At 38.4% G+C, this 22,936-nt stretch carries 14 protein-coding genes; 10 read left to right on the forward strand and 4 right to left on the reverse strand.

Annotated features, from left to right (window positions below):
- Positions 1 to 5 precede the first annotated feature (5 nt).
- Positions 6 to 1,124 (reverse strand): XdhC family protein, encoded by a 1,119-nt coding sequence (locus ODE14_RS02480; RefSeq protein ID WP_263602841.1) that lies wholly within the window; start codon positions 1,122 to 1,124, stop codon positions 6 to 8.
- A 251-nt stretch (positions 1,125 to 1,375) separates the two neighbouring features.
- On the opposite strand from ODE14_RS02480, the gene ODE14_RS02485 reads away from it, so the two are divergent.
- The 6 genes from ODE14_RS02485 (at position 1,376) to ODE14_RS02510 (ending at position 9,146) form a co-directional block, all read left to right on the forward strand.
- Complete coding sequence (locus ODE14_RS02485) at positions 1,376 to 1,978, forward strand: (2Fe-2S)-binding protein (RefSeq protein WP_263602842.1); 603 nt, start codon at positions 1,376 to 1,378, stop codon at positions 1,976 to 1,978.
- Positions 1,965 to 2,942 (forward strand): FAD binding domain-containing protein, encoded by a 978-nt coding sequence (locus tag ODE14_RS02490; protein WP_263602843.1) that lies wholly within the window; start codon positions 1,965 to 1,967, stop codon positions 2,940 to 2,942. The genes ODE14_RS02485 and ODE14_RS02490 overlap by 14 nt, the downstream gene beginning before the upstream one ends.
- Before the next feature lie 26 nt (positions 2,943 to 2,968).
- A complete protein-coding gene (locus tag ODE14_RS02495; RefSeq protein ID WP_263602844.1) occupies positions 2,969 to 5,197 on the forward strand; it encodes a xanthine dehydrogenase family protein molybdopterin-binding subunit in 2,229 nt (742 codons plus the stop codon).
- Positions 5,198 to 5,389: 192 nt separating this feature from the next.
- A complete protein-coding gene (locus ODE14_RS02500; RefSeq protein WP_248393788.1) occupies positions 5,390 to 5,872 on the forward strand; it encodes a (2Fe-2S)-binding protein in 483 nt (160 codons plus the stop codon).
- Positions 5,865 to 6,884, forward strand: a complete 1,020-nt coding sequence (locus ODE14_RS02505; RefSeq protein WP_263602845.1) for an FAD binding domain-containing protein — start codon at positions 5,865 to 5,867, stop codon at positions 6,882 to 6,884. Before ODE14_RS02500 ends, ODE14_RS02505 begins: the two co-directional genes overlap by 8 nt.
- Positions 6,885 to 6,911: 27 nt before the next feature.
- Entirely contained in the window at positions 6,912 to 9,146 is a 2,235-nt protein-coding gene (locus tag ODE14_RS02510; protein WP_263602846.1) for a xanthine dehydrogenase family protein molybdopterin-binding subunit, read from the forward strand.
- Positions 9,147 to 9,272: 126 nt separating this feature from the next.
- Here ODE14_RS02510 and ODE14_RS02515 read toward each other — a convergent pair whose 3' ends face one another.
- The gene (locus tag ODE14_RS02515) at positions 9,273 to 9,404 is read right to left on the reverse strand and encodes a hypothetical protein (RefSeq protein ID WP_262484279.1); all 132 of its coding nucleotides are present in this window, start codon (positions 9,402 to 9,404) and stop codon (positions 9,273 to 9,275) included.
- A gap of 82 nt (positions 9,405 to 9,486) precedes the next feature.
- Positions 9,487 to 10,818 (reverse strand): alpha-amylase family glycosyl hydrolase, encoded by a 1,332-nt coding sequence (locus ODE14_RS02520; RefSeq protein ID WP_263602847.1) that lies wholly within the window; start codon positions 10,816 to 10,818, stop codon positions 9,487 to 9,489.
- A 193-nt stretch (positions 10,819 to 11,011) separates the two neighbouring features.
- Between ODE14_RS02520 and ODE14_RS02525 the strand changes: the two genes are divergently transcribed.
- Together ODE14_RS02525 and ODE14_RS02530 are read left to right on the forward strand one after the other, a co-directional pair.
- Complete coding sequence (locus tag ODE14_RS02525; RefSeq protein ID WP_263602848.1) at positions 11,012 to 11,803, forward strand: glycosyltransferase family 32 protein; 792 nt, start codon at positions 11,012 to 11,014, stop codon at positions 11,801 to 11,803.
- Positions 11,804 to 12,128: 325 nt separating this feature from the next.
- A complete protein-coding gene (locus ODE14_RS02530) occupies positions 12,129 to 15,485 on the forward strand; it encodes a response regulator (protein ID WP_263602849.1) in 3,357 nt (1,118 codons plus the stop codon).
- A gap of 73 nt (positions 15,486 to 15,558) precedes the next feature.
- On the opposite strand, the gene ODE14_RS02535 is transcribed toward ODE14_RS02530, so the two are convergent.
- Positions 15,559 to 17,646, reverse strand: coding sequence for an ATP-binding protein (locus ODE14_RS02535; protein ID WP_263602850.1), 2,088 nt, complete (start codon positions 17,644 to 17,646; stop codon positions 15,559 to 15,561).
- 143 nt (positions 17,647 to 17,789) lie between these two features.
- Between ODE14_RS02535 and ODE14_RS02540 the strand changes: the two genes are divergently transcribed.
- Positions 17,790 to 19,442: a T9SS type A sorting domain-containing protein gene (locus ODE14_RS02540; RefSeq protein ID WP_263602851.1), complete on the forward strand. Its 1,653-nt coding sequence runs from the start codon at positions 17,790 to 17,792 to the stop codon at positions 19,440 to 19,442.
- 7 nt (positions 19,443 to 19,449) lie between these two features.
- Positions 19,450 to 22,932, forward strand: a complete 3,483-nt coding sequence (locus ODE14_RS02545; RefSeq protein WP_263602852.1) for a hypothetical protein — start codon at positions 19,450 to 19,452, stop codon at positions 22,930 to 22,932.
- Positions 22,933 to 22,936 lie beyond the last annotated feature (4 nt).

Genomic DNA, 22,936 nt, shown 5'->3' on the forward strand with positions numbered 1-22,936 from the left:
TTTTTTTATATACTGAGAATATCAGTATGCATTTTTTCCGGTTTATCCCGTAGCGATGAACCTTTTTTTCCGGTTAAGACCGCTTTGATCTCTGCAATGACGGAAATCGCAATTTCTTCCGACGTTTCAGCACCAATATCTATTCCAACCGGACCAAAAAGTTTATTTAATTCTTTTTCACCTAATTCAATTCCTGAATTTTTAAGATCGTCCATCATTCTGTTGAACCTAGTTTTTGGTCCTAATAATCCGATGTATTGTACAGGTTGATGAATAATGAGCTTCAGCAAATCGAGATCATAATTGTAATTGTGGGTCATCAGAACAAAAACCGTTGCTTCATCAATCTCTATGTTTTTGATAATTTCTTCGGGTGTTGCAAGCAATACTTCATCGGCGAGTGGAAATCTCTTTTTCAGGGCATGCGTTGCTCTTCCGTCTGCAATTACTGTTTTCCAGCCTAAAATAGAAGCGGTTTCCACCAAAGGTTTAACATCATTTCCGGCTCCTGCAATGATCAATGTTGTCTGCGGAGGAATATATTGCAGTAAAATTTCATTCGATGAATGTTTGGCAAGTAGGTTTTGTTTTTTTTCTAAAACTTCTGAATAAAAATGATTCAGCTCACTTTTAGAAATACAACCAGAGTCTGATATCATCGTACTTTCTTTTTTTATTAACCCGACAGTTCCGGTCTGCTTATTTCTCTTTTCCAGTGAAAATAGGGTTGCGATGACAGATTCATTCCTGTTTTCAGTTGTCTTTTCTAAAAGGGAGATAGGATTTTGGGAAGAGTTTTCATCAATATATTCGAAAAGAATATGGACAATCCCATTACAGCCCAACTGAACTCCAAATTCGACATCATCCGGATTACTGGTATCATAGGTGATGAGTTTATTGTCTTTCTGATGAATGGCAAGCAATGCTTTTCTCAGGGCATCTCCCTCCAGGCATCCGCCACTGATGGCTCCTGTAAGCTGGCCGTCCTCCGTAACCAACATTCTTGCTCCGGCTTGCCGGTAAGAGGAACCTTCCACTTTTACTACTGTTGCCAGAGCTGCTTTTAACCCATTAATCTGTGCTTTTTTATAAGCTTTTACAATATCATTGATCTCTTTCATCAGAATACATTTTAAGGATTAATCATTATTTTAAAACTTGAGTATGATTTTTGTTGAGGTAAAATCATTAAAAAGTTATTATATATTCAAATTTACATAAATAATATCTGTTTTTTTAGCAGCCTTAATTAAAAACTGTAATATTGGTATATGAAACTGTAATGTGTATCATTGATTTGTAATAATATTTAATGATATTTGTTAAAACCTAATCCACATACAATTTATACTATATTGAAAAAAAATAACTTATGGAATTGAAAGGACAATACAGTAGGAGAAACTTCCTCAAAGTCTCGGGATTGCTAGCCGGTTTTATGGCTATTCCGTTTTCAGTGAAAGCATTCTATCAGGATGTAAAGCAGTATCTTGTTCCAAAGAAAAACGTATCCAGGCTTACGCTTTCCATCAATAAAAAAAGTCATACGCTTTATGTTGATACGAGAACTACGTTATTGGATTTGTTCAGAGAACAGTTAAATCTTACGGGATCTAAAAAAGGCTGCGACCACGGACAGTGCGGTGCCTGTACCATCCATATTAACGGTGAAAGGGCATTGAGTTGCCTTACACTGGCGGCTATGGCTCAGGGAAAAGAGATCACAACGATTGAAGGTCTGGCAAACGGAGATGAGCTTCATCCGATGCAGAAAGCATTTATTGAATGTGATGGCTTTCAGTGCGGGTATTGTACGCCGGGACAGATTATGTCGGCCGTTGCGTGCGTGAAGGAAGGCCACACAGGTTCTGTAGAGGAGATTAAAGAATATATGAGCGGTAATCTTTGCCGTTGCGGAGCGTATAACGGAATTGTTCAATCCATTCAAAAAGTTGCAGCCCATGAGACCGTTTAATTTTGAAAAAGTAAAATCTGATACTGAAGCTTCTGCCATGAAATCAGCAGTCAGTCAGTATATTGCAGGCGGAACGAATCTGGTAGATCTGATGAAGAAAAATATTGCTCAACCGGAAGTGCTGATTGATGTAACCACAGCATTATCTGATACAGTAAATTATCAGAATAATATATTGCAGATTGGCGCAATGGCCAGTAACAGTAAAGTCGCAAATAACAAAGAAGTTGTTGAGAAATTTCCTCTTATTTCAAAAGCTATTTTGGCCGGTGCATCACCACAGATCAGAAATATGGCAAGTTCGGCAGGAAATCTGTTGCAACGTACAAGATGTCCTTATTTCTATGATGTCACGACACCTTGCAATAAAAGAAAGCCCAACAGCGGTTGCAGCGCTATTGATGGAGCCAACCGAATGAGTGCCATTGCAGGTTATAATAATCAGTGTATCGCTGTTCATCCTTCAGATTTTTGTATAGCACTGGTAGCCCTTGATGCTAACGTAACGGCAAAAACGAAGGATCAGAAAGAAATTAAAATTCCATTTAAGGATTTTCATAAGTTGCCGGAAGATACGCCCTGGCTGGACAATAATTTACCGCAGGATGCCATAATAACGAATATTGAAGTTCCGGATAATGCATTCTGGAAACATTCTGCCTATGTGAAAGTAAGAGACAGGACTTCGTATGCCTTTGCATTGGTTTCTGTCGCAGCAGCACTGGATCTTGACGGGAAAACAATAAAAAATGCACGCCTGGCTTCAGGAGGCGTGGCACATAAACCCTGGCGTTGGTTTGACGTGGAAAAATTTCTGAATGGCAAACGCGCTACAACAGATGTCTTTGAGGCAGCAGCAAGATTGGCAACCAAAGATTTGAAACCACTGTCTGAGAACGGCTATAAGATTCCGATGCTTCAGGGAGCGATGGTAACAGCATTACAAAATTGTGTCAATCAATAAGGGTGGAAAATTAAAAAGTAACAATTATGGGATTACTCGAATTATTGAAAATCAAGTCTAAAAGACCAGAAGGACGCGTTGAAGGGGTAGAAAAAGTGACCGGAATCGGTAAATATGCTGCCGAATATGAGGTAAAAAACGTGTGTTATGCTGTTCTGGTAAACAGTACGGTGCCTTCCGGTAAAATACAATCGATATTGGTTGATAAAGCCAAAGAAGTGGAAGGTGTTATTGATATCATTACCCATCTGCATAAACCTTCGGTGCCGGGGTTGGCAAGTGAAGAAAAAATCAAAGAAGCAAAATTTGGCTTACCAATTTTTCATACGGATAAAATATTTTTCAAAGGTCAGCCTATTGCAATGGTTATCGCCGAAACGTTGGAAGACGCGACTTTCGCAGCATCATTGGTAGAAGCTCAGTATCAGAAAGACCGTTTTGCGGTAGATTTTGATTCTGAGAAAGAGTCCGTTGCTTTAAAAGCAGAAGGAAAAGAAAGAGGAAGCGTTGACAGCTGGCAAAATTTACCGTTCATGGTAGATGAGCAATACAATATTAAGGCAGATGTGCACAATCCTATGGAAATGCACGCTACGATTGCCCACTGGACAGGAAATGATAGCTTACGTCTTTATGATAAAAACCAGGGGGTAAACAATGTTCAGAAAACCTTTTCCAAATTATTTGAACTTCCTGAAAAAAATATAGAAGTATTCAGTGAATTTGTAGGCGGTGGTTTCGGCTCCGGATTAAGAGTCTGGCCCCACGTTTTAGCTTCCGTGATGGCTGCCAAACAGGTCGGGCGTCCTGTAAAGCTCATGCTCACCCGTCCGCAGATGTTTGCAGCGACAGGATACAGACCGGCTTCCTGGCAAAGAATTAAGATAGGGTCAGATCAGTCGGGAAACCTTTTAGGAATTTTACATCAGGCGAAGAACGAAACTTCAGTATATGAAAACTTTAATGATGGTATTACCCGTGTGACGAGGTTAATTTATAAATTTCCCAATCTAAAGACAGAAGCTGCAAGTGTTCCTTTAAATTTAAGTACTCCAACGTGGATGCGCGGCCCGGGTGACTGTACCGGGGTATTTGCTTTAGAATCTGCCATAGATGAATTATCTTACAAGCTTAAAATGGATCCTGTAGAACTGCGGTTAAAAAATATCTCACTGGAAAAACATCCTGATTCCAATCTGCCGTGGTCTACCCATTTTCTCGACGAAGGTTTGAAGAAAGGCGCTGAAATGATCGGATGGAAGGCCAGAAAATCAATTCCCACCACTGTTAGTGATGGAGATTGGTATATTGGCTACGGAATGGCTGTCGGAATGTGGAATGCGGGAAGAAGAGAAGCAAAAGCAGCTATTATCATGCATAAAAATGGCGCCATCACTGTCCAGACGGCAATGACCGATATCGGAACTGGTACGGGAACCGGAATGCAGAATATCGCACACGAAATTACCGGGATTTCAAAAGATAAAATCAGTATAGAGCTTGGAAATTCAGCACTTCCTCCCGCACCAAGCCAGGGCGGAAGTACAGGGCTGTCTTCTGTAAGCGGAGCGGTTTACGACGCGAGCAATCAATTAAAACAAAAGCTGGCAGAATATGCATCGTCAGTTAATCAAAGCTTTAAAGAAGTGGCTCTTGAAAATATTATTCTTTCGGATACGGGCATCAGTTTAAAAAGTAATTCTAAAGTTTCTGTTTCGTATGACGAATTATTTGAAAAGAATAATCTGACTGAAATACGTCTTGAAGTAGCATCAAAACCGGGAAGTGAGCGTGAAAAATTTGCGTTCTGTTCATCTGCGGCACATTTTTGCAAAGTCCGCGTCAATAAGCGAACCGGAAAAGTGAAAATAGAAAAACTGGCTGTCGTGGCAGATGGCGGAAAAATCATCAACAGTCAGGCTGCGGCAAATCAGATGTCAGGAGCTGCGGTTGGCGGTATCGGAATGGCCTTGATGGAAGAAAACCAGATCGATGCAAAATTGGGAACATTAATCGGTAATGATCTGGCAGGATATCATTTTGCTGTAAATGCTGATGCACCCATTATCGAGGTTGATTTTATTCATAAACCAGATCCGAATATCAATCCTTCCGGCGCCAAAGGTCTCGGAGAGGTTGGAATTATTGGTACGGCACCGGCAATAGCCAATGCTATTTATAATGCTATCGGTGTACGGATGAGAGATTTGCCCATTACCCCAGATAAAATACTTATAGCATTATCACGCAGATAAATTATCATTTCAAATTTTACAATCATATAAATATTCTGTATCTGAAGGTTACAGAATATTTTTTTTAGTCATTATTCTTATTTAGATTGAATACATTTAAACATTTCTAGTAGTTAATCTGCCTTAGATAAGACATTTTCATGGATAACGGTTTCTTTTTTGTATCAATACCGGTAACCAAATTACAGAGATATGGCAAATACCGGAAAACAATCTATTACACTAAAAGTAAATGGAGAGGAACATCATCTGGATGTACTTCCCTGGGTATCACTTCTTGATGCTCTCAGAGAGAATCTGCATTTTACCGGAACAAAAAAAGGCTGCGACCACGGACAGTGTGGAGCGTGTACCGTTTTAATTGATGGTAAAAGAGTTCTAAGCTGTCTGAGTCTATGTGTGATGAAGGCTGATGCTGAAATTACAACGATTGAGGGCATTTCAGATGGTGAAAATCTACATCCTGTACAGCAGGCTTTCATTGATCATGATGCTTTTCAGTGTGGATACTGTACTCCGGGACAGATCTGCAGTGCCATCGGATTATTAAATGAAAACAAAGCGAATACCCGTGAAGAAATTCAGGATCTGATGAGTGGAAATCTTTGCAGATGTGGTGCCAACAGAGGGATTATTAACGCTGTATTATCAGTAAAACAAGGTGCTTATGAATAATTTTTCCTATACAAAAGCATACAGTGTTGATGAGGCAGTTTCACTGACCAATGTAAACGAAGACAACAAAATCATTGCCGGTGGTACCAATATTATTGATCTGATGAAATATTTTGTTACTGAGGCAGAAACTTTAGTTGATATTAATAAAATTGAGGGAATAGGTGATATTGTTGAAATTGATAACGGAGGAATTGTTATCGGTGCTTTAATGACCAATGCAGATACAGCCTACCATCCACTTATCGAAGAAAAATATCCGTTGCTTTCAAAAGCAATTCTGGCAGGAGCTTCGGCGCAGATCAGAAATATGGCGACCAACGGTGGAAATTTATTACAGCGCACCAGATGTTATTATTTTTACGACATAAATACTCCCTGCAATAAAAGAACTCCCGGATCCGGATGTTCTGCAATTAAAGGATACAACCGTATTCATGCTATTTTAGGTCACAGCGAAAACTGTATTGCTGTTTTTCCTTCGGATATGTGTGTTGCGCTTGCTGCTTTGGATGCGGTTGTTCATATATCGGGACCAGATGGAGACCGTAAATTACAATTTTCAGATTTTCACAGACTTCCGGGAGACACTCCAAACATAGACAATAACCTGAAAAAAGGGGAAGTCATCATAGGAATTGAGCTGCCTGAAAAAGGATTTTCAAAAAATTATTCCTATCTGAAATTAAGGGACCGAAGTTCTTATGCATTTGCACTGGTTTCGGTTGCGACAGGTCTGGAACTTGAAAATGGAATGATTAAAGAATCGAGAATTGCGTTGGGCGGCGTTTCACACAAACCGTGGCGTGTACAAGAAGCTGAAGAATTTTTAAAGGACAAAGTGGCAAATGCTGAAAGTTTTGCTGCCGCTGCAGATATTATTTTACAGGGAGCGGTAGGTTTTGAACATAACAGCTTTAAAATTAATCTGGCTAAAAAAGCGATCGTGAGAAACTGTATGATGGCAATCGATCCGACCTCTCAGAGACCTGGAGCAAAACCTTCTTTATAATTTACTATTAATGCTAATTAAAATTTTATGGAAAATACACCGTCTGTCGGACAACCAATAAGTCGTTTGGAAGGGCATCTGAAAGTGACAGGAAAAGCAAAGTATGCCGCAGAATATGACGCTCCCGATTTGTTATATGGATATATCGTAAACAGCACGATCACGAAAGGTAAAATTAAAGCCATTGATACCTCAGAAATAAAGAAAATGGAAGGCGTTGTTGAGGTTTTCACCCACGAAAACAGACCTTCGACGGCCTGGTTTGATTTTCAGTATGCCGATATGGATGCTCCTCCGGGAATTGTTTTTAAACCGCTTAAAGATAATGAGATTAAATACAATGGTCAGCCAATCGCTTTGGTCGTAGCAGAAACTTTTGAGTTAGCACGTTTTGCTGCAGCAAAAATAAAAGTCGTCTATGAAGAGGAGAAATTTGAAACAGATCTTAAAACGAATTTGGATAAAGCAAGGGATCCTAAGAAAGGGTTGGCATCGCTACTGAAACCGCCTCCGCCAAAACCTACCGGTGATTTTGAAAAAGAATATGAAAATTCGTTTGTAAAAACGGACAGTCATTTCAGTCATGGCACCGAGCATCACAATCCTATGGAAATGTATGCTTCTACCGTAATTTACGAAGGAAAAGATAAACTGACCATCTACGATAAAACCCAGGGAACCATCAATTCCCAAATGTATGTTGCCAATGTTTTTGGGCTGAAAATGAAGAACGTTCAGGTGATTTCACCGTTTGTTGGTGGTGGTTTTGGTTCTGGTCTTCGTCCGCAACAGCAGCTTTTTATGGCAGTAATGGCATCATTGGCTTTAAAACGGAATGTTCGTGTAACCTTAGATCGTTCGCAGATGTACATGATAGGACATCGGCCTCCAACGTTGCAGCATACAAAATTTGGGGCTGATAAAGAAGGTAAAGTCAATGCAATTTATCACAAAGCAATCGGAGAAACGTCGAGGTTTGAAGATTATGTGGAAATTGTTGTTAACTGGGCCAATATGCTATACCCTGCAGAAAATACATTGCTGGAACATGAGATTGTTCCACTAGATGTTTACAGTCCGCTTGACATGAGAGCTCCCGGCGGAAGTACCGGAATGCACGCTATCGAAGTGACAATGGACGAAATTGCTTACCAGTTAAATATAGATCCGCTGGAATTAAGACTTATCAATTATTCGGAAATTGATAAAAGCAGCGATAAGGAATATTCCAGTAAGGAACTCAGAAAATGTTATCTTGAAGGTGCGGAAAAATTCGGATGGAAGGAAAGGAATCCTGAACCCCGAAGTATGAAGCGTGGAAATAAGCTCGTCGGTTACGGAATGGCTACCGGAATTTGGGATGCCAACCGTATTTTGGGACGCGCAGAAGCGATCATGACTGCTGATGGAAAAGTTGAAATAAAAAGTGCCGTTACCGACATCGGAACCGGCACGAAAACAATCATGACCCAGATTGCAGCCGATGAACTTGGCCTTCCGGTTGAAAATATTACATTTTCATATGCCGACAGTAAAATGCCTTTTGCACCTATCCAAGGAGGATCGTTTACTACTGCAACAGTGGGACCTGCGGTACAAAATGCCTGTCAGGCGCTGAATAAGAAACTTTTTAAAAAAGCCAGAGATTTAAAAGAATCGTTTAAAAATGTGAAATTTAAGGACGTTATTTTTAAAAATGGTTTTATTATACATAAAGATCAGCCTGAAATACAGATTGATATCAAAGAAATTTTAAAAGCAAACGACGGTAAAGCCATCCGAACGACTAATTCTGCGATGCCCAATCCATTAACTTACGGAAAAAAAGCAAGAGCTGTTCACAGTGCAGTTTTCGTTGAAGTAGAAGTGGATGAAGAACTCGGCGTTATTGAAGTGAAAAGAGCTGTTACGGCGGTGGCAGCCGGTAAAATTATCAATCCTAAAACAGCGGAAAGCCAGGTTTTGGGAGGGATGATCTGGGGAATCAGCAAGGCACTGCACGAAGAAACCATACTCGATCATCAATTCGGAAGATATATGAACGCCAATCTTGGGGAATATCATATTCCTGTACATGCAGATATTCATGACCTGGAAGTGATCTTTGTAGAAGAAAATGATTCATTTGTGAATGACCTGGGAGTAAAAGGAGTGGGAGAAATCGGTGGAGTAGGAATGCCTCCTGCTATTACAAATGCTATCTTCCATGCAACAGGAAAAAGAATATATGACCTTCCTATTCATTTTGACAAGTTGATGTAATTAACACCAATACTATTGCTAAACGGCAAATAAGGAAGTTTGTTGAATGCAGATCTCAACTAAATTTAGTACAAAAATATCCCGGCTTATGCCGGGATATTTTAGAATTTAATTTTAAAAATACTTTTAGTCACCTTTTTTGTGGTGATGAGGTTTAAGTTCTTTTTTATTCTTTGGAGTTTCCTTGTTATCTCTTTGGCGCTGATCTAACTTATCCGTTGATTCTGCAACTTTTTTCGGTCCTGGTTTAATTCCCATAACAATTAGATTTAAAGGTTAATGTAATAATATAAACCATTCATAATTAGTGCCAAATGCAATTTGTATTGAAATTTTTACTTCAATTTGATGGAGTATGGTGCAGTACAACATAATCCCATGGCTCCAAATCAATAATCAGGGTACCATCTACAATCTGTTCTTTTCCTGAGAAAAGATTTTCATAGGATCCTTTATCAAAAGATGTATCAAACTGTGCGAGTACATGATCTTTGCTCAGATTAATAAATGTAAGTACTTTATGGCCGTTTTTCTCTCTGACAAACGAAATGATCTGGTCCATCTTATCATTCATAATTCTTACGATTTCACCTCCAAAACGGCCATTCCACAATGCCTGATTGCGGTGCTTCAGATCAAAAATCGTAGCATAAAGTTTTGCATTGTTATGCGTTTGCCAATTGATGGGATCTTTTTCAAAAAATTCCAGTGAACGGTCAAGTCCGGCCTCCTGACCATTGTAAACCAAAGGAATACCATCCATCATAAAAGTAAAGACGGTGGCTGCCTGTAAAGCATCTCCAAAATTACCGGAAGGTGTCCCCTCCCAGGAATTTTTATCGTGATTATCAATAAAGTTCATTCTTAAAGCCTCCTTGGGAAATACGGATACATGCTCTGCAAGATAGGCCTCAGTTAACGTTTTAACACTGTAATGATTAACAGCAATCTGATGCAGGATATTCCATAAAGTCCAGTTATAAGTGGCGTCAAATGCTTTCCTGTGCAAATCCCGGTCTTCACCTTCAGCCAGCATAAAAACAGGTTTTAAGGTGTCCAGCTCTGATCTTACATTTTCCCAGAAATCAAGGGGCACGAAACTCGCAATGTCACAACGATAGCCGTCAATATCAAATTTGCTGATCCAGTATTTCAAAGCGTCAGTCATATACCGGCGCAGCTCAGGATGGCTGTAATCTAATTCAATGATATCGTCATAGTCACGCCATCTTGTAGACTGAAAAGTATTTTTTCTCGACTTCGTGTACCATTCTGGATGCTCTGCAACCAGGGTGTTGTCCCAGCTTGTATGATTGGCTACCCAATCCAGAATCACAAACATCCCTTCATCATGAATCTTCTTTACCAGGCTTTTGAAATCTTCTTCAGTTCCGAATTCAGGATTAACCTCAAAATAATTTTTAACAGAATAGTAGCTTCCTAAGCTTCCTTTACGATGAAGTTCCCCGATGGGGTGTATCGGCATCAGCCAGATGATATCAATCCCCAGCTTTTTAAGTCTTGGTAGTTGTTCTTCTATCGCTTTAAAATTACCTTCTTCAGAAAACTGTCTTATATTGAGTTCATAAAGTGTTGCATTTTTCACCCATTCCGGCGTGGAAATTTCAACATAGGATCTGGGCTGGTACCTGCGATCTGAAATATGTTCCATAAGAATATTATTAATAATCAATCAATGCTGTATCGAATATCATACCTATCAGGCATAAAATCAATAGATTTAGAAAAAAATAAACAGGGTATCTGCAAGAAACTGATGTAAAAGCATATTTTTATTGCTTTTGCTTTCGATAAAGGTTTAATGTTTGTATGGTTAAATCAAACCAATTCTAAAATATTAAGTTATGATACCAAAGAAAATACACTACTGCTGGTTTGGAGGGCATCCTAAAGATGAGCTGGCCGAACATTGCATCGCTACCTGGAAAAAAATTCACCCGGATTATGAAATTATCGAGTGGAATGAAAATAATGCCCCTCTGGATGATAATAATTATGTGAAGGAAGCATTTGCCCAAAAAAAATGGGCTTTTGTTTCAGATTATGTAAGATCTAAAGTGATGTACGAACATGGTGGGGTGTATATGGATACCGACATGGAACTGAAGCTGCCTTTGGATGAATTCTTGAATGAAAAAGCAGTATGCGGTTTTGAGGTTAAAGGAGTACCGTATTCTGCTTTCTGGATGGCCGAACCAAAACATCAGTTATCTAAAGATTTTGTAGACTATTACAATAAACAAGAAGGTTTTGAAGAACGTATAAATACTGATATTTTCTCAGAAATGCTTGAAAAAAAGTATAGTGCGGATCGCTATAGTGACACCATTCAAAAGCTAAAACATGATGTGACCTTATATCCATCGATTTATTTTTCACAAGATCTGCCTAAAAATTATGTAAGCCATCATTTCAATGGTTCCTGGTTTGGTGGTGATTCAGAAAACACGCATAAAAAAATGGTTAATGTATACGGTCTTTTGGAACGGATTACCACATATCCGGGAGCATCCAAAGCCGTAAAAAGTATTCTGGATGAGCACAAAATAATTAACGTAGATGATCTACTTGACCTGATTCCTATAGAACATATAGCGGCTTATGTTAAAAAAAATGCTTTTAGTAATAAAGAGTAAAAAAAATTTTTGACTATGGGAGAACAATCAGTCGATTTCCCTATTACAGTCGCTACATCACCATAAATGAAGAGGCTATGAAAATCCGGAGAATTTCTTCGGATTTTTAGATATATCTGATAATCAAACTGGAGAATTATTTTTTAAAAATAAGGATAAGCTTTTTCTGTAGGTGTTCTGAACAATTATCAATTGATTTTCAAAAATATTAATTCTCTGATTCTTTAATATATGCTTATTATTTTGGCGTATATTATGATAAATTGTTAAATTAAATTAGTTATATAAGAATTTATTTTTTTTACTTTACCATAAAGAATTTTTAATGCCGAAAAAAATCATAAGAAATCTCCGGATTGGAGTAGCACTTTCCTTATTACTGCTGATTGCAGGCTCTGTTGCATCTTTTATTAGCATACAAAAGCAAATGGAAAACAGAGAAAGTTTATTGAAAAGTAAAGAGTCAATAAGTTTAGTTAAAGATGTTTTAAATTCTCTTTTAAATACGGAAACAGGTATCCGTGGATATCAGCTTACAGGGCAGAAAAATTTTCTTGAACCTCTGGATAAAGGGATGAAACAATATGCTGTGCTTATTTCTACTATAAATGATTTAAATATTAGAGATAAACACCAGCTTAAGCTTCTGAATGAGCTGATGCGCACTTCAGATATAATGATGAAAGCAAATGCATTGTTCATTGAAAGACGCAAAAACGGAATAGTAATGACCCCAAAAGAACTCGTTCAGAACAAGACAGCTATGGATCAATGCCGTACGCTGGTTGGGGAATTTGTAAAATATGAAGAAATGCAGCTTGCTGTAAAGGATAATGATCTGAACAGCTCTTCTCAATCCACTGTTTTGTTTATTATTTTTTCTGCTGTTGCAGCCATTGCGGTAACAATATTCTTTTATATACAGCTAAAAGCCGACCTTATCCGTAGGGATAAATTGGAAAGTGATCTTTCTTACACAAAAGAAATTCTTGAGCAGACAAGCTCCGTTGCCCAGGTAGGAGGCTGGGAAGTCAATATGAAAACAGGAACTGTTTTCTGGTCCCAGAGTACAAAAGAAATTCATAAAGTCGGAAATGATTTTCAGCCTGATTTTGAAAATGCGGTCAGCTTCTTCAAAGATGATAGCCTGGACAGAATGAAATTCCTCTTTAACAGAGCTATGACTGAAGGAGTTCCTTTTGATGAAGAATTACAGCTTGTCCGCAATGACGGAGTTACGATCTGGGTAAGGGTAAAAGGGCTCCCGGAATTTGAGGGTGAGGTCTGCAGCAGGGTTTTCGGGATCATCCAGGATATTGATGCATTCAAAAAAATGTTTCTAGAAGTGACCAGGAAAGAAGCGATGATGCAGTCGTTTGTGACGGATGTTCCGATTCCTCTGGCCATGTTTGATAAGGACCTTAATTATGTTTCCGTGAGCACCGAATGGAGAGAGGAATTCAATATGAATGATGTGGATCTTATCGGAAACAGCTTGTTTGCCATATCACAGGATGTTCCGGAGGAAAGAAAAGAAATATACCAAAATGCTTTATTGGGTAAAACATATACTAATGGAGATTTTGCCCTTAAAATACCAGGTAAAGATGAAATTCAGCATTATGATCTGAAGGTGGGACCTTGGTATCTTACTGAAGATGAAGTGGGGGGTATCATTATTTCCGTACAAAATATAACAAATGCAATATTGATTAATGAGGAACTGAGAAATGCGAAGGAAGTGGCCGACATGGCCAGTAAGGCGAAATCTGAATTCCTTGCCAATATGAGCCACGAGATCCGTACGCCTCTCAACGGGGTGATCGGATTTTCTGATCTTCTTCTCAGAACACCACTGAATGAAATTCAGACCCAATATCTTAATTACATTAATGAATCGGGGGAAAACCTGCTCAACATTATCAATGATATTTTAGATTTTTCCAAGATAGAATCCGGAAAATTGGAGCTGTTGATTGAGAAAAGCGATGTGTATGACATGGTGAGCCAGGTCATCAATGTGATCCTTTATCAGTCGCAGAAAAAAAATATCGAACTTCTCCTGAATATCGAGCCGGGACTACCCAAAACACTTCTGATCGATGAATCCAGATTAAAACAGATCCTGATCAATTTGCTTGGAAATGCCGTTAAGTTTACGGAAAAAGGAGAGATTGAGCTGAAAGTGGAGAAACTCCGCATGGATGATAAAAATATTTCACTGCGGTTTTCTGTAAGAGATACGGGAATTGGTATTCCGGTTGAAAAGCAGAAATATATTTTTAATGCATTTACCCAGGAAAACAGTTCGATCAGCAAACGATATGGCGGAACGGGGCTTGGCCTTACCATTTCAAACAATATTCTGAAATATATGGGAAGTCATTTGTCGCTGATCAGCGCGCCGGATAGAGGTTCTGTATTTTTCTTTGATATAGAAATGCCTTATGAAATCTCCGAATCCAGGGAAGAGGAAGATATGACGATAAAAAGAGCGTTGGTGGTAGATGATAATGAAAGCAACAGGATTATTCTTGATCATATGCTTGGTTATAAAAATATTGAGACTACACTGGCTGCCAACGGAATGGAGGCGCTGGAAATCCTCATGAAAGGTGAAAAGTTCGATGTGATTCTCATGGATTACCATATGCCACTCATGTCCGGACTGGAAACTATTGATAAAATCAGGGAGCTTTTCCAACAGAGAAAGGATAATCTTCCTATTATAATACTTTCCTCTTCTTCGGAAGAATTAGAAGTAATTACGTCAATCAGGGAAAAGGAAAATGCCTTTTTGCTGGTGAAACCTATTAAATCTGATGATTTATACAAAACGCTGCGAAAGGTGGCCCGAAATAATACATTAGAAATTATTATTGAACATCAGGATGAGAAAAATTCCTATTCATTTGTATCAGAACTTGAAGTTCTTCTGGTAGATGATAATCCAGTGAACATGGTACTGAATAACAGAATAATGAAATCCATTACTCCTGATGCACATCTTACGGAAGCCGTAAACGGGCTGGAAGCCTTGGAATTGTGTCAGAAAAAACAATTCTCCATTATTCTTATGGATGTTCAGATGCCGGTAATGAACGGTATTGAAGCCACGAAACAGATCCGCATGCTTCCGGATTACACCGGTGTGCCGATTATTGGCGTTACTGCAGGAAATGTGCTGGGTGAAAAAGAAAAATGCCTGGAAGCCGGAATGACTGACTTTCTTCCCAAGCCTCTCAGACAGGCAGATCTTCAGGAAATGCTTACAAAATATATCGGTATTAACGGGAATAATAATACGGATGCTCATGTTGTTGATGATGAAAATCAGTCAGAAATGAATACGGAACAGTATATTAATCTCAATATGTTAAATGAGCAGATTGGAGATGATGAAGATTTCAAAGAAGTTTTTCTCAATTTGCTGATCCAGGAACTTTCTCATGCAGAAAAAAATATAGAAAAGGCAGCCCAGGAAAAAGATATTGCAGAAACCAGAATGATCCTTCACAAACTTAAAGGAACTGCAGGCAGTGCCGGGCTTTTCAAGCTTTCTGAGTGTGCTCTGAAATGGGAGAAGATAGGAGAAGATGGAATGGATTTTTATACCATGAGCAATGAAATACATCAGGAAATAAAAATAGGATTAGATATTGTTAAAGATTTAATGAAATAGAATTTTACCGGAATTTTTCTTTGTAGGAATTCCGGTATATATTTACAGACAGATACTTAGCTGGGAGGTTTTGTCACTCAATCGGTAAAACGAATGCAAATGTGGTACCTTCCATCTTTGAACTCTGGACCTCTATTGTACCGTTATGAAGATCAATAATTTCTTTACAAAGGTAAAGTCCTATACCAAATCCCGATGTCGTTCTGCTATTAATGTCTTTTACACGGTAATAACGTTCAAAAATTCGTTGCTGATCTTCTTCGGAGATTCCGATTCCGTGATCGGTAACAGTAACTTGTAAGCTATTTTGGCCGATGGCTGCATATTCAATAATGACCGATGTATTGACAGGTGAGTATTTTATGGCGTTTCCGATAAGGTTATGGATAACCTGCGATATTTTGTCGCGGTCTGCATTGATTAATGTTTGACCGGAAGCTCTGAAAATAAAGCTGCGGCTATGGTTGGTGGAAAGAATCTCATGTTCAATTTCCGTGAATAATGACTGAAAATCGAAGACTGTTTTTTCAATGTGCATTTGTCCGGAATCGAGTCTTGATACATTAAGAAAACCATTGATCATATTGTTCATATAATCCACCTGCTTTACAGATTTTTCCAGCATAATTTGATGTCTGGAATTTTCCTCGTTTGCTTTCGTTCTTTGCAACAGCTGAAGGTAAGCTTTCAATGAGGTGAGTGGTGTTTTAAGTTCATGGCTCACCATTCCCATAAAATCATCTTTTCGCTGTTCTTCTTTCTTCTGTTCCGTAATATCTCTAAGCGTACCGTTAAGGCTTAAAGGATTGCCCTGTGAGTCATAAAAAACTCTTCCGTTCGCCTGTAGCAGCCTTATTTTTTTATCGGTGTTATTTTGTATTCGGTACTCAATAAAATAATGGCCGTCAGATTCTTTACTGAGAGCATTGGTGATAGCATTAATAACCCTGTTTCTATCTTCAGGCAGAATGACCTGTAATGCAATAGATAAGTCTAAATTTTCTTCTGATGACAATCCAAACCAATTATTAAGTAAGGAATTCCCGGAAAAGAGGTTGGTTGCGGGTTGATAATAGAAAGTGGCAAGTGCTCCGGCATCAATGGCAAGAGCAAGCATTTGCTGATCATTCTGACTTTTGCGGCGCTCTAAAACCTGCTGAGTAATTTCTTCAAGAATGATAAGAACTCCGGAAATAGTTCCTTCAGAAAATATAGGCTGATATATGGAATTGACAATAGCTTCTCTTAAGCCATCATTGTGCCGTAATCTGACTGTAAATTCATTATTTATCTTAGGTTTTCCACTATTGTAAACTTCTCTGAGCCATTTGTTAACGGGTTGTCCCTGTAGTTCGGGGCGGGCTTCCTCATGGGGAAAGCCAACAAGTTCCGACTCCTTGCGGCCCCAAATGCTAAGGATGGCAGGATTGGCAATTTCAATGATGTGGTCTGGTCCCTTCAGCATTGCAATTCCAACAGGAGCCTGTTCAATAATCGTTCGTATGTACTCCCTGCTGTGTGCAAGTTGTTTTATAGAATCACTGAGTTCTTCATTAGTGGAAGTCAGCTCTTCAAGGGTAGCAGCCATTTCCTCATTGAGTGCATGTTCTCTTTCTTCTTTCTCTCGTATCTGCTGTAAAAATTCACGGCGCGAAGTTACATTAAGTGCTGTATTAAGTATGCACCATGTTTTATTGTTTTGATCAGTAAGTGCTTTGTATTCATAATCAAAATAATCGAGCATTTCCTGTCCGTTTTTGATCAGTTTTGCAGGAGCCTCCGATATAGAGTAGGTTTTACCGGAACGCCAGACCTGCTGTAATAATCCCAAAAAGGGCTGTCCCTCCAACTCCGGAATCGCCTCCATTAAGGGTTTACCGATTGCAGACGAATCTTTTCCCCATAAAGCCAGCATGCCTTCATTTGCAAAGCGGATGATCATATTTTCACCTGAATATATGGCAGTTGGTGCAGGAGAGGAGGCCAGTGCCTGTATGATTAAATCAGGACTGAAAATATTATCTGTTGAATGTTCAGGAGTCATAAATATAACAAAGATAGGTAAAAGTAAGTCTATTACAACTGCAACTTTTGTTCCTTTTCTCATCATGTTAATATAAGAAACGACATGTTCTGTCGTTAATGGATTATAGTTTTGCAAATGATATTTATAATAAGGGGAAATATTTTATCTGATCAAATTCATAATAAATTGATATTGTAGTTTTTCCCCAGCTTGTATAAAATAAGTATTTTTGCGGCGATTTAAAATTAATAATCAACAACTCGAAATAAACATTAGGAATGAATAAAATCTACTCAGGAGCACTGTTCTTGTGCTCTGTTCTGGGGGTTTCTGCCCAGGAAGTGATCTGGCAGAAAGACATTAAATCCTCCACCCAGGATTTTCTTTCCCAGGTTACCACCACTATCGACCAGCAGTATTTAATAACAGGAAGCAGCATCCCTTCGACAAGCTCAGGGACCACTCCTTCGAGAGCCTCAGGGACCGCTGCTTTAGCCAACAACCAGCAGCCCAACAACGGTTACGATTTTCATTTGGTTAAACTCAACCAGCAGGGCGAAGAAGTCTGGGAGAAATATTTCTCGGGGCAAAACCATGATTTCCTTTCGGCTACGGTGAACACTCAGGACGGTGGATTCGTTTTAGCAGGAACTTCATTCAGCGGGAAAGGCTTAGACAAGAAGGAAGATTCCAAAGGCGGAAGCGATTTTTGGCTGATTCGCATCAACGAATTCGGGGATGAATTGTGGCAGAAAACGATTGGAAGTAATTCGGATGAAGAAGCCAGAGCGGTAATTCAGACAACGGATATGGGATTCTTTGTGGCAGGAAATGTCCAGAATTCAGCAAAAGGTTACGGATCCAAAGATGTTTTGGTCGTTAAATTAGATAAAAACGGAAAAGAATTATCGCAACTTATTTTAGGAGGAAAAGGCTTGGATGAAGTAGAGAAAATGATTCCTACGAAAGACGGCGGCGCATTGCTGGGCGTGTATTCCAGAAGCGGAGCGGTAGCTGGAAGCGGGATGCCGGAAGCGGGAAGTAAAGCCAGCAGCCAGATGCCAAAAGCCAGCGGCAATTTTGGGGAGGGTGATTACTGGATCATCAAGCTCAATAAAGACGGCAAAGTAGAATGGGAAAAGAATTTCGGAGGAAAGGGCGATGACCATTTGAGAACATTAGCTTTAACCTCTACAGGTTATTTAATCGGAGGCGAATCAAGATCGGAACGGTCAGGGAATAAAACCGTAGGCATCGAAGAAGGAACGGATTTATGGCTGATCTCACTCAACGAAAGAGGAGAAGAGATCTGGCAGAAATCCTACAATTTCAAGAACCGGGATGTATTGATGGGAATGAGTGTAATAGCCGGGAAGCAGGAAGATGGAAGCGGGAAGTCTAAAGGCGTTTTATTGGGAGGCTATACCCAGGCTGAAGGAAGGATAGAAAGTGATGATGAAACGTTCTGGATGCTGTATCTGGATCAGAATGGCAATGAGCAGTGGCGAAAGCATGTAAAAGGAGAATCCAGGAAAAGAGAGGAACGACTTTCGGATATAAAACTAAACAGAGACGGTTCGATTGTTTTGGCTGGGACGAGCGCCGAAGAGCTTGGCAAAGAAAACTGGAAGATCGTAAAGCTGGGTGACAGGCAGATTGACCAGCTGATTGAAAAGCAGGATATTAAGATCTATCCAAATCCTGTATCAGATTATGCGTATGTGGAGATTGGAATCCCTTCGACAGGCTCAGGGCAGGGGTTCGAGGCAGAAATTGTTGTGTATGATATGGGCGGAAGACAATTGCAGAGCCTGAAAACAAAAAATAAAGTCACGAAGATCAATACGCAGAACCTGATTCAGGGAGCGTATCTGGTAACGGTGAAAACCAATGATAACAAAACAGCGAGTGCTAAATTGATTAAGAAGTAACATACATATGAAAAAGAAATCGTATACTTTAATTTTTGTACTATTTTTATATACATTTTTCGGGCAAAGTCCCAACACAACCTCTACAGATAATCATGTACCCCAGGTAATCCCTGCATCTCCAACGGTTGCAGCTTTGATGAAATTTGAAGAGACCCCGGTAAGTAACTATAATGGTATTCCTGATATTTCAATTCCAATATACGGAGTTGAAGGAAACTTAAATTTTGATATATCCCTAAAATATCACCCATTATCAATTAAACATAATGAAGTAGCCGGAGATACAGGCCTCGGCTGGAGCTTGTTTGCCGGAGGTACAATATCCAGAACAATAAGAGGTGGTTATCCTGATGATTACAACGATGTTGCTTCTCAAAAAAAAGGCATTTATTTTAATTCTTATAATGACATAATTAATGTTCTTGATGACAATTATTCATTTGATCACGATGATTATAATATCAATAACTTCTTTTTTGAAGCCAGTGAAAAACAGAGATTTGACACGGAGTATGATCTGTATCAATACAATTTTATGGGATATAGCGGTCGGTTTATTATAGTAAAGCTTACTAATGGGACTTATCAAGTCAAAAAGTTAACCACTGACACTTTAAAAATAACGTACGATGATATTAATAAAAAATTTGAAATCGTTGATGAAAAAGGATATACCTTTACGTTTGATATTAAAGAGACTTCAAGTAACTTTACCTTTTCCCATAATCAGCTTCTTGATCCTTCTTTGGATTTTACGTCAGGAAGTAAACAATATAACGACTACATAAGTGCTTTCCATTTATCAAAAATAAAATTCCAAAATAATCTTATTGCAGAATTAATGTATGATGGTAATGTTTTTGTGGAGAAAAATGTAAGAAATAATATTGTGAAAAATGAGCCTGTTATGGCCAGAGATTTTACGCCGGTAAATTCACAAACATATCTGAGTATTCACCAAATGGGAAACTGTGGCAATTACATACCCAATAATCTATTGCCATTACAAGTTTCTACAAGTACTACAACAGAAACAAAAAGTAAAGTACTCCAGCAAATAAACATTATTGATAAAGCTCGTATTTATTTCAGTTTTGAAAAAGGCAACAGGCAGGATGAAAATATTCTTCAGCAAAGTGAAGCGCCTTATCTTAAGAAAATTACTGTTAAGAATTGGAATAACGTAGAAATTAAAAGTTTTGTTTTTAATTATGATTTCTATCACAAGCTGTTTTTAAAAGAAATTATCAATAAAACAGCAAGTGATAATGAAATTTTAAAATATGGATTTAAATACTTTAATAACCTTCAATCCTATCAGGGCTTTTCTAAAGATTTATGGGGGTATTACAGATCTGCAGAAAATTTTTGTGATGATCCGTTAGCAGGATTCTCTAATAATGAAGTAGATAAGCAGAATATCGCAAAGGATGTTCTTACGCAAATTATTTATCCTACCAAAGGATCTGCCGTTTTTGAATATGAACCTAATACTTATTCCTTTATAGGAGATACAAGTGCAGATAATGAAATATTAAATAATTCGGATAACTGGACAATCTCTCACATCAATAATACAAATTTAAACAGCAGTAACAGCGTTGAGCAGTTTTATGATCTTGGATTAATATTAACTGATAAGAGATTGCTTATAAAAGCTATTATTGATAACAACTCAGGTATTGCGGGCTTTTTAAATTTATACAAATATCAAAATCAGAACTTAGTTTCTTCAACCTCACTGACAGCAGGGCCAGAATGTTACAATGAATATCTATTAGAAGAAGGATATACTTATAGAATTGGATTCAGATGGAATCATCAAGCCCAGGTTGGGCAAAATCCGGTAAGTAACTTACCTGTAACCGGAACTGCCCATATTGATATCTATGGGAAAACCTTAAATGCACAAATCAATAAGTGGCTTTATGGAGGAGGAATCAGGATTAAAAATATTTATTATTTCAAAGGAAGCCCCACTATAAATGATAATGATATTAAATTGCATACTTATCCAATTGGTTTTGAAAGAAAGCTTTCTTATCAGTATCACTTGTTTGATGATAATACTAAGAGCAGCGGTTCTCTGGTTTATCCAAAACCTGTAATGGAGTATCAGGTAAATAGAAAATTTAAAGAGTTTGGGACTTCGTGTGGTTTAAATGTTGACTGGAGATATGTAACATATAAAGTTCAAACAGAACTTAACAACCTCTCTGCTATTGTAACAAAAGGCTCTGATGTCGGGTATAAAAATGTAACTGTTACTGAACAGGGGAAAGGTAAAACAGAATACACCTATACATCTCCTATTGATTATCCTGAACAATTTCCAGCAATTGCTGTAAGTTATCCTTTCATAGAAACAAGTAATCAGGACTATAAAAGAGGGCTTCTTCTTTCAGATAAAAAGTATAATAATAACAACAAATTATTGAACACAATCAGCAATAATTATAATTTCCATGATTATGTAGAAGTTACAGGATTATCTTTATATTATTTCAATTTTGATTGCCCTTATGCTAGTACTTACTTGTCGTATTCGGATTTGCTTTCGGCATTTTCAGCTCCTTTTTGTGGCAGTGATATCAGATGCTCTAATGCGTCGTCATGTGGAAAACCAGCTAACTATATTGGCTATTACAGGAAAAAAGATACGTTCGGCTGGGCAGAACTTACAAATTCAATAAACAAAGATTATTACGATTCAAATGCAAACGAAAAAATCCTGACAACCACCAGCGATTATACTTATAACTTAACAAATTTAAAGTTAAAATCCTCCCGTACAACCTATCCTGATAACTCAGTGAATGAAATCAGTTATAACTATGCATCTGATAAAAATAACACGTATCTGATCACCAATAATATTATCGGAGTGCCACTAGAAACTGTCGCTACAAAAAAAATCAATGCCCAGGATATAGGAAAAACAATTTCTAAGATAGAAACTATTTATCCTCTCAATCAATCAGAAGCCGATACAAAAACTTCTGGACTACCACTGCCTACTGAAGTTAAGTCTACCAATCTTTTAAATACAATTTCCACGGAAATCACCTATAATCAATATGATTCCAAAGGCAACCTAAAGCAGTATACCACGAAAGACGGTATTCCTACTGCCATTGTATGGGGGTATAACCAGGCCCAGCCTATTGCTAAAATCGTGGGAGCAACCTATGCCCAGGTAAGCAGTCTGGCGGCGGCCATTATCTCAGCTTCCGACCTTGATGCTTCCGATCCTTCCAATGAAGCAGCATTGATCACAGCTTTGGATAATTTCAGGAAAGACAGTACAATGGTTAATTACCAGATTAGTACCTACACTTATGATCCATTGATCGGGGTAACCAGCATTACCCCTCCTTCAGGAATCCGGGAAGTGTATCTCTATGATTCCGCGGGCAGGCTGAAAGAAGTAAGAGAAGGCCAGACCGGAAAGCTGTTAAAAGAATTCAAGTACAACTACAAAAACTAATACG

Source organism: Chryseobacterium sp. PET-29, assembly GCF_025736815.1.
Classification (GTDB): domain Bacteria; phylum Bacteroidota; class Bacteroidia; order Flavobacteriales; family Weeksellaceae; genus Chryseobacterium; species Chryseobacterium nepalense.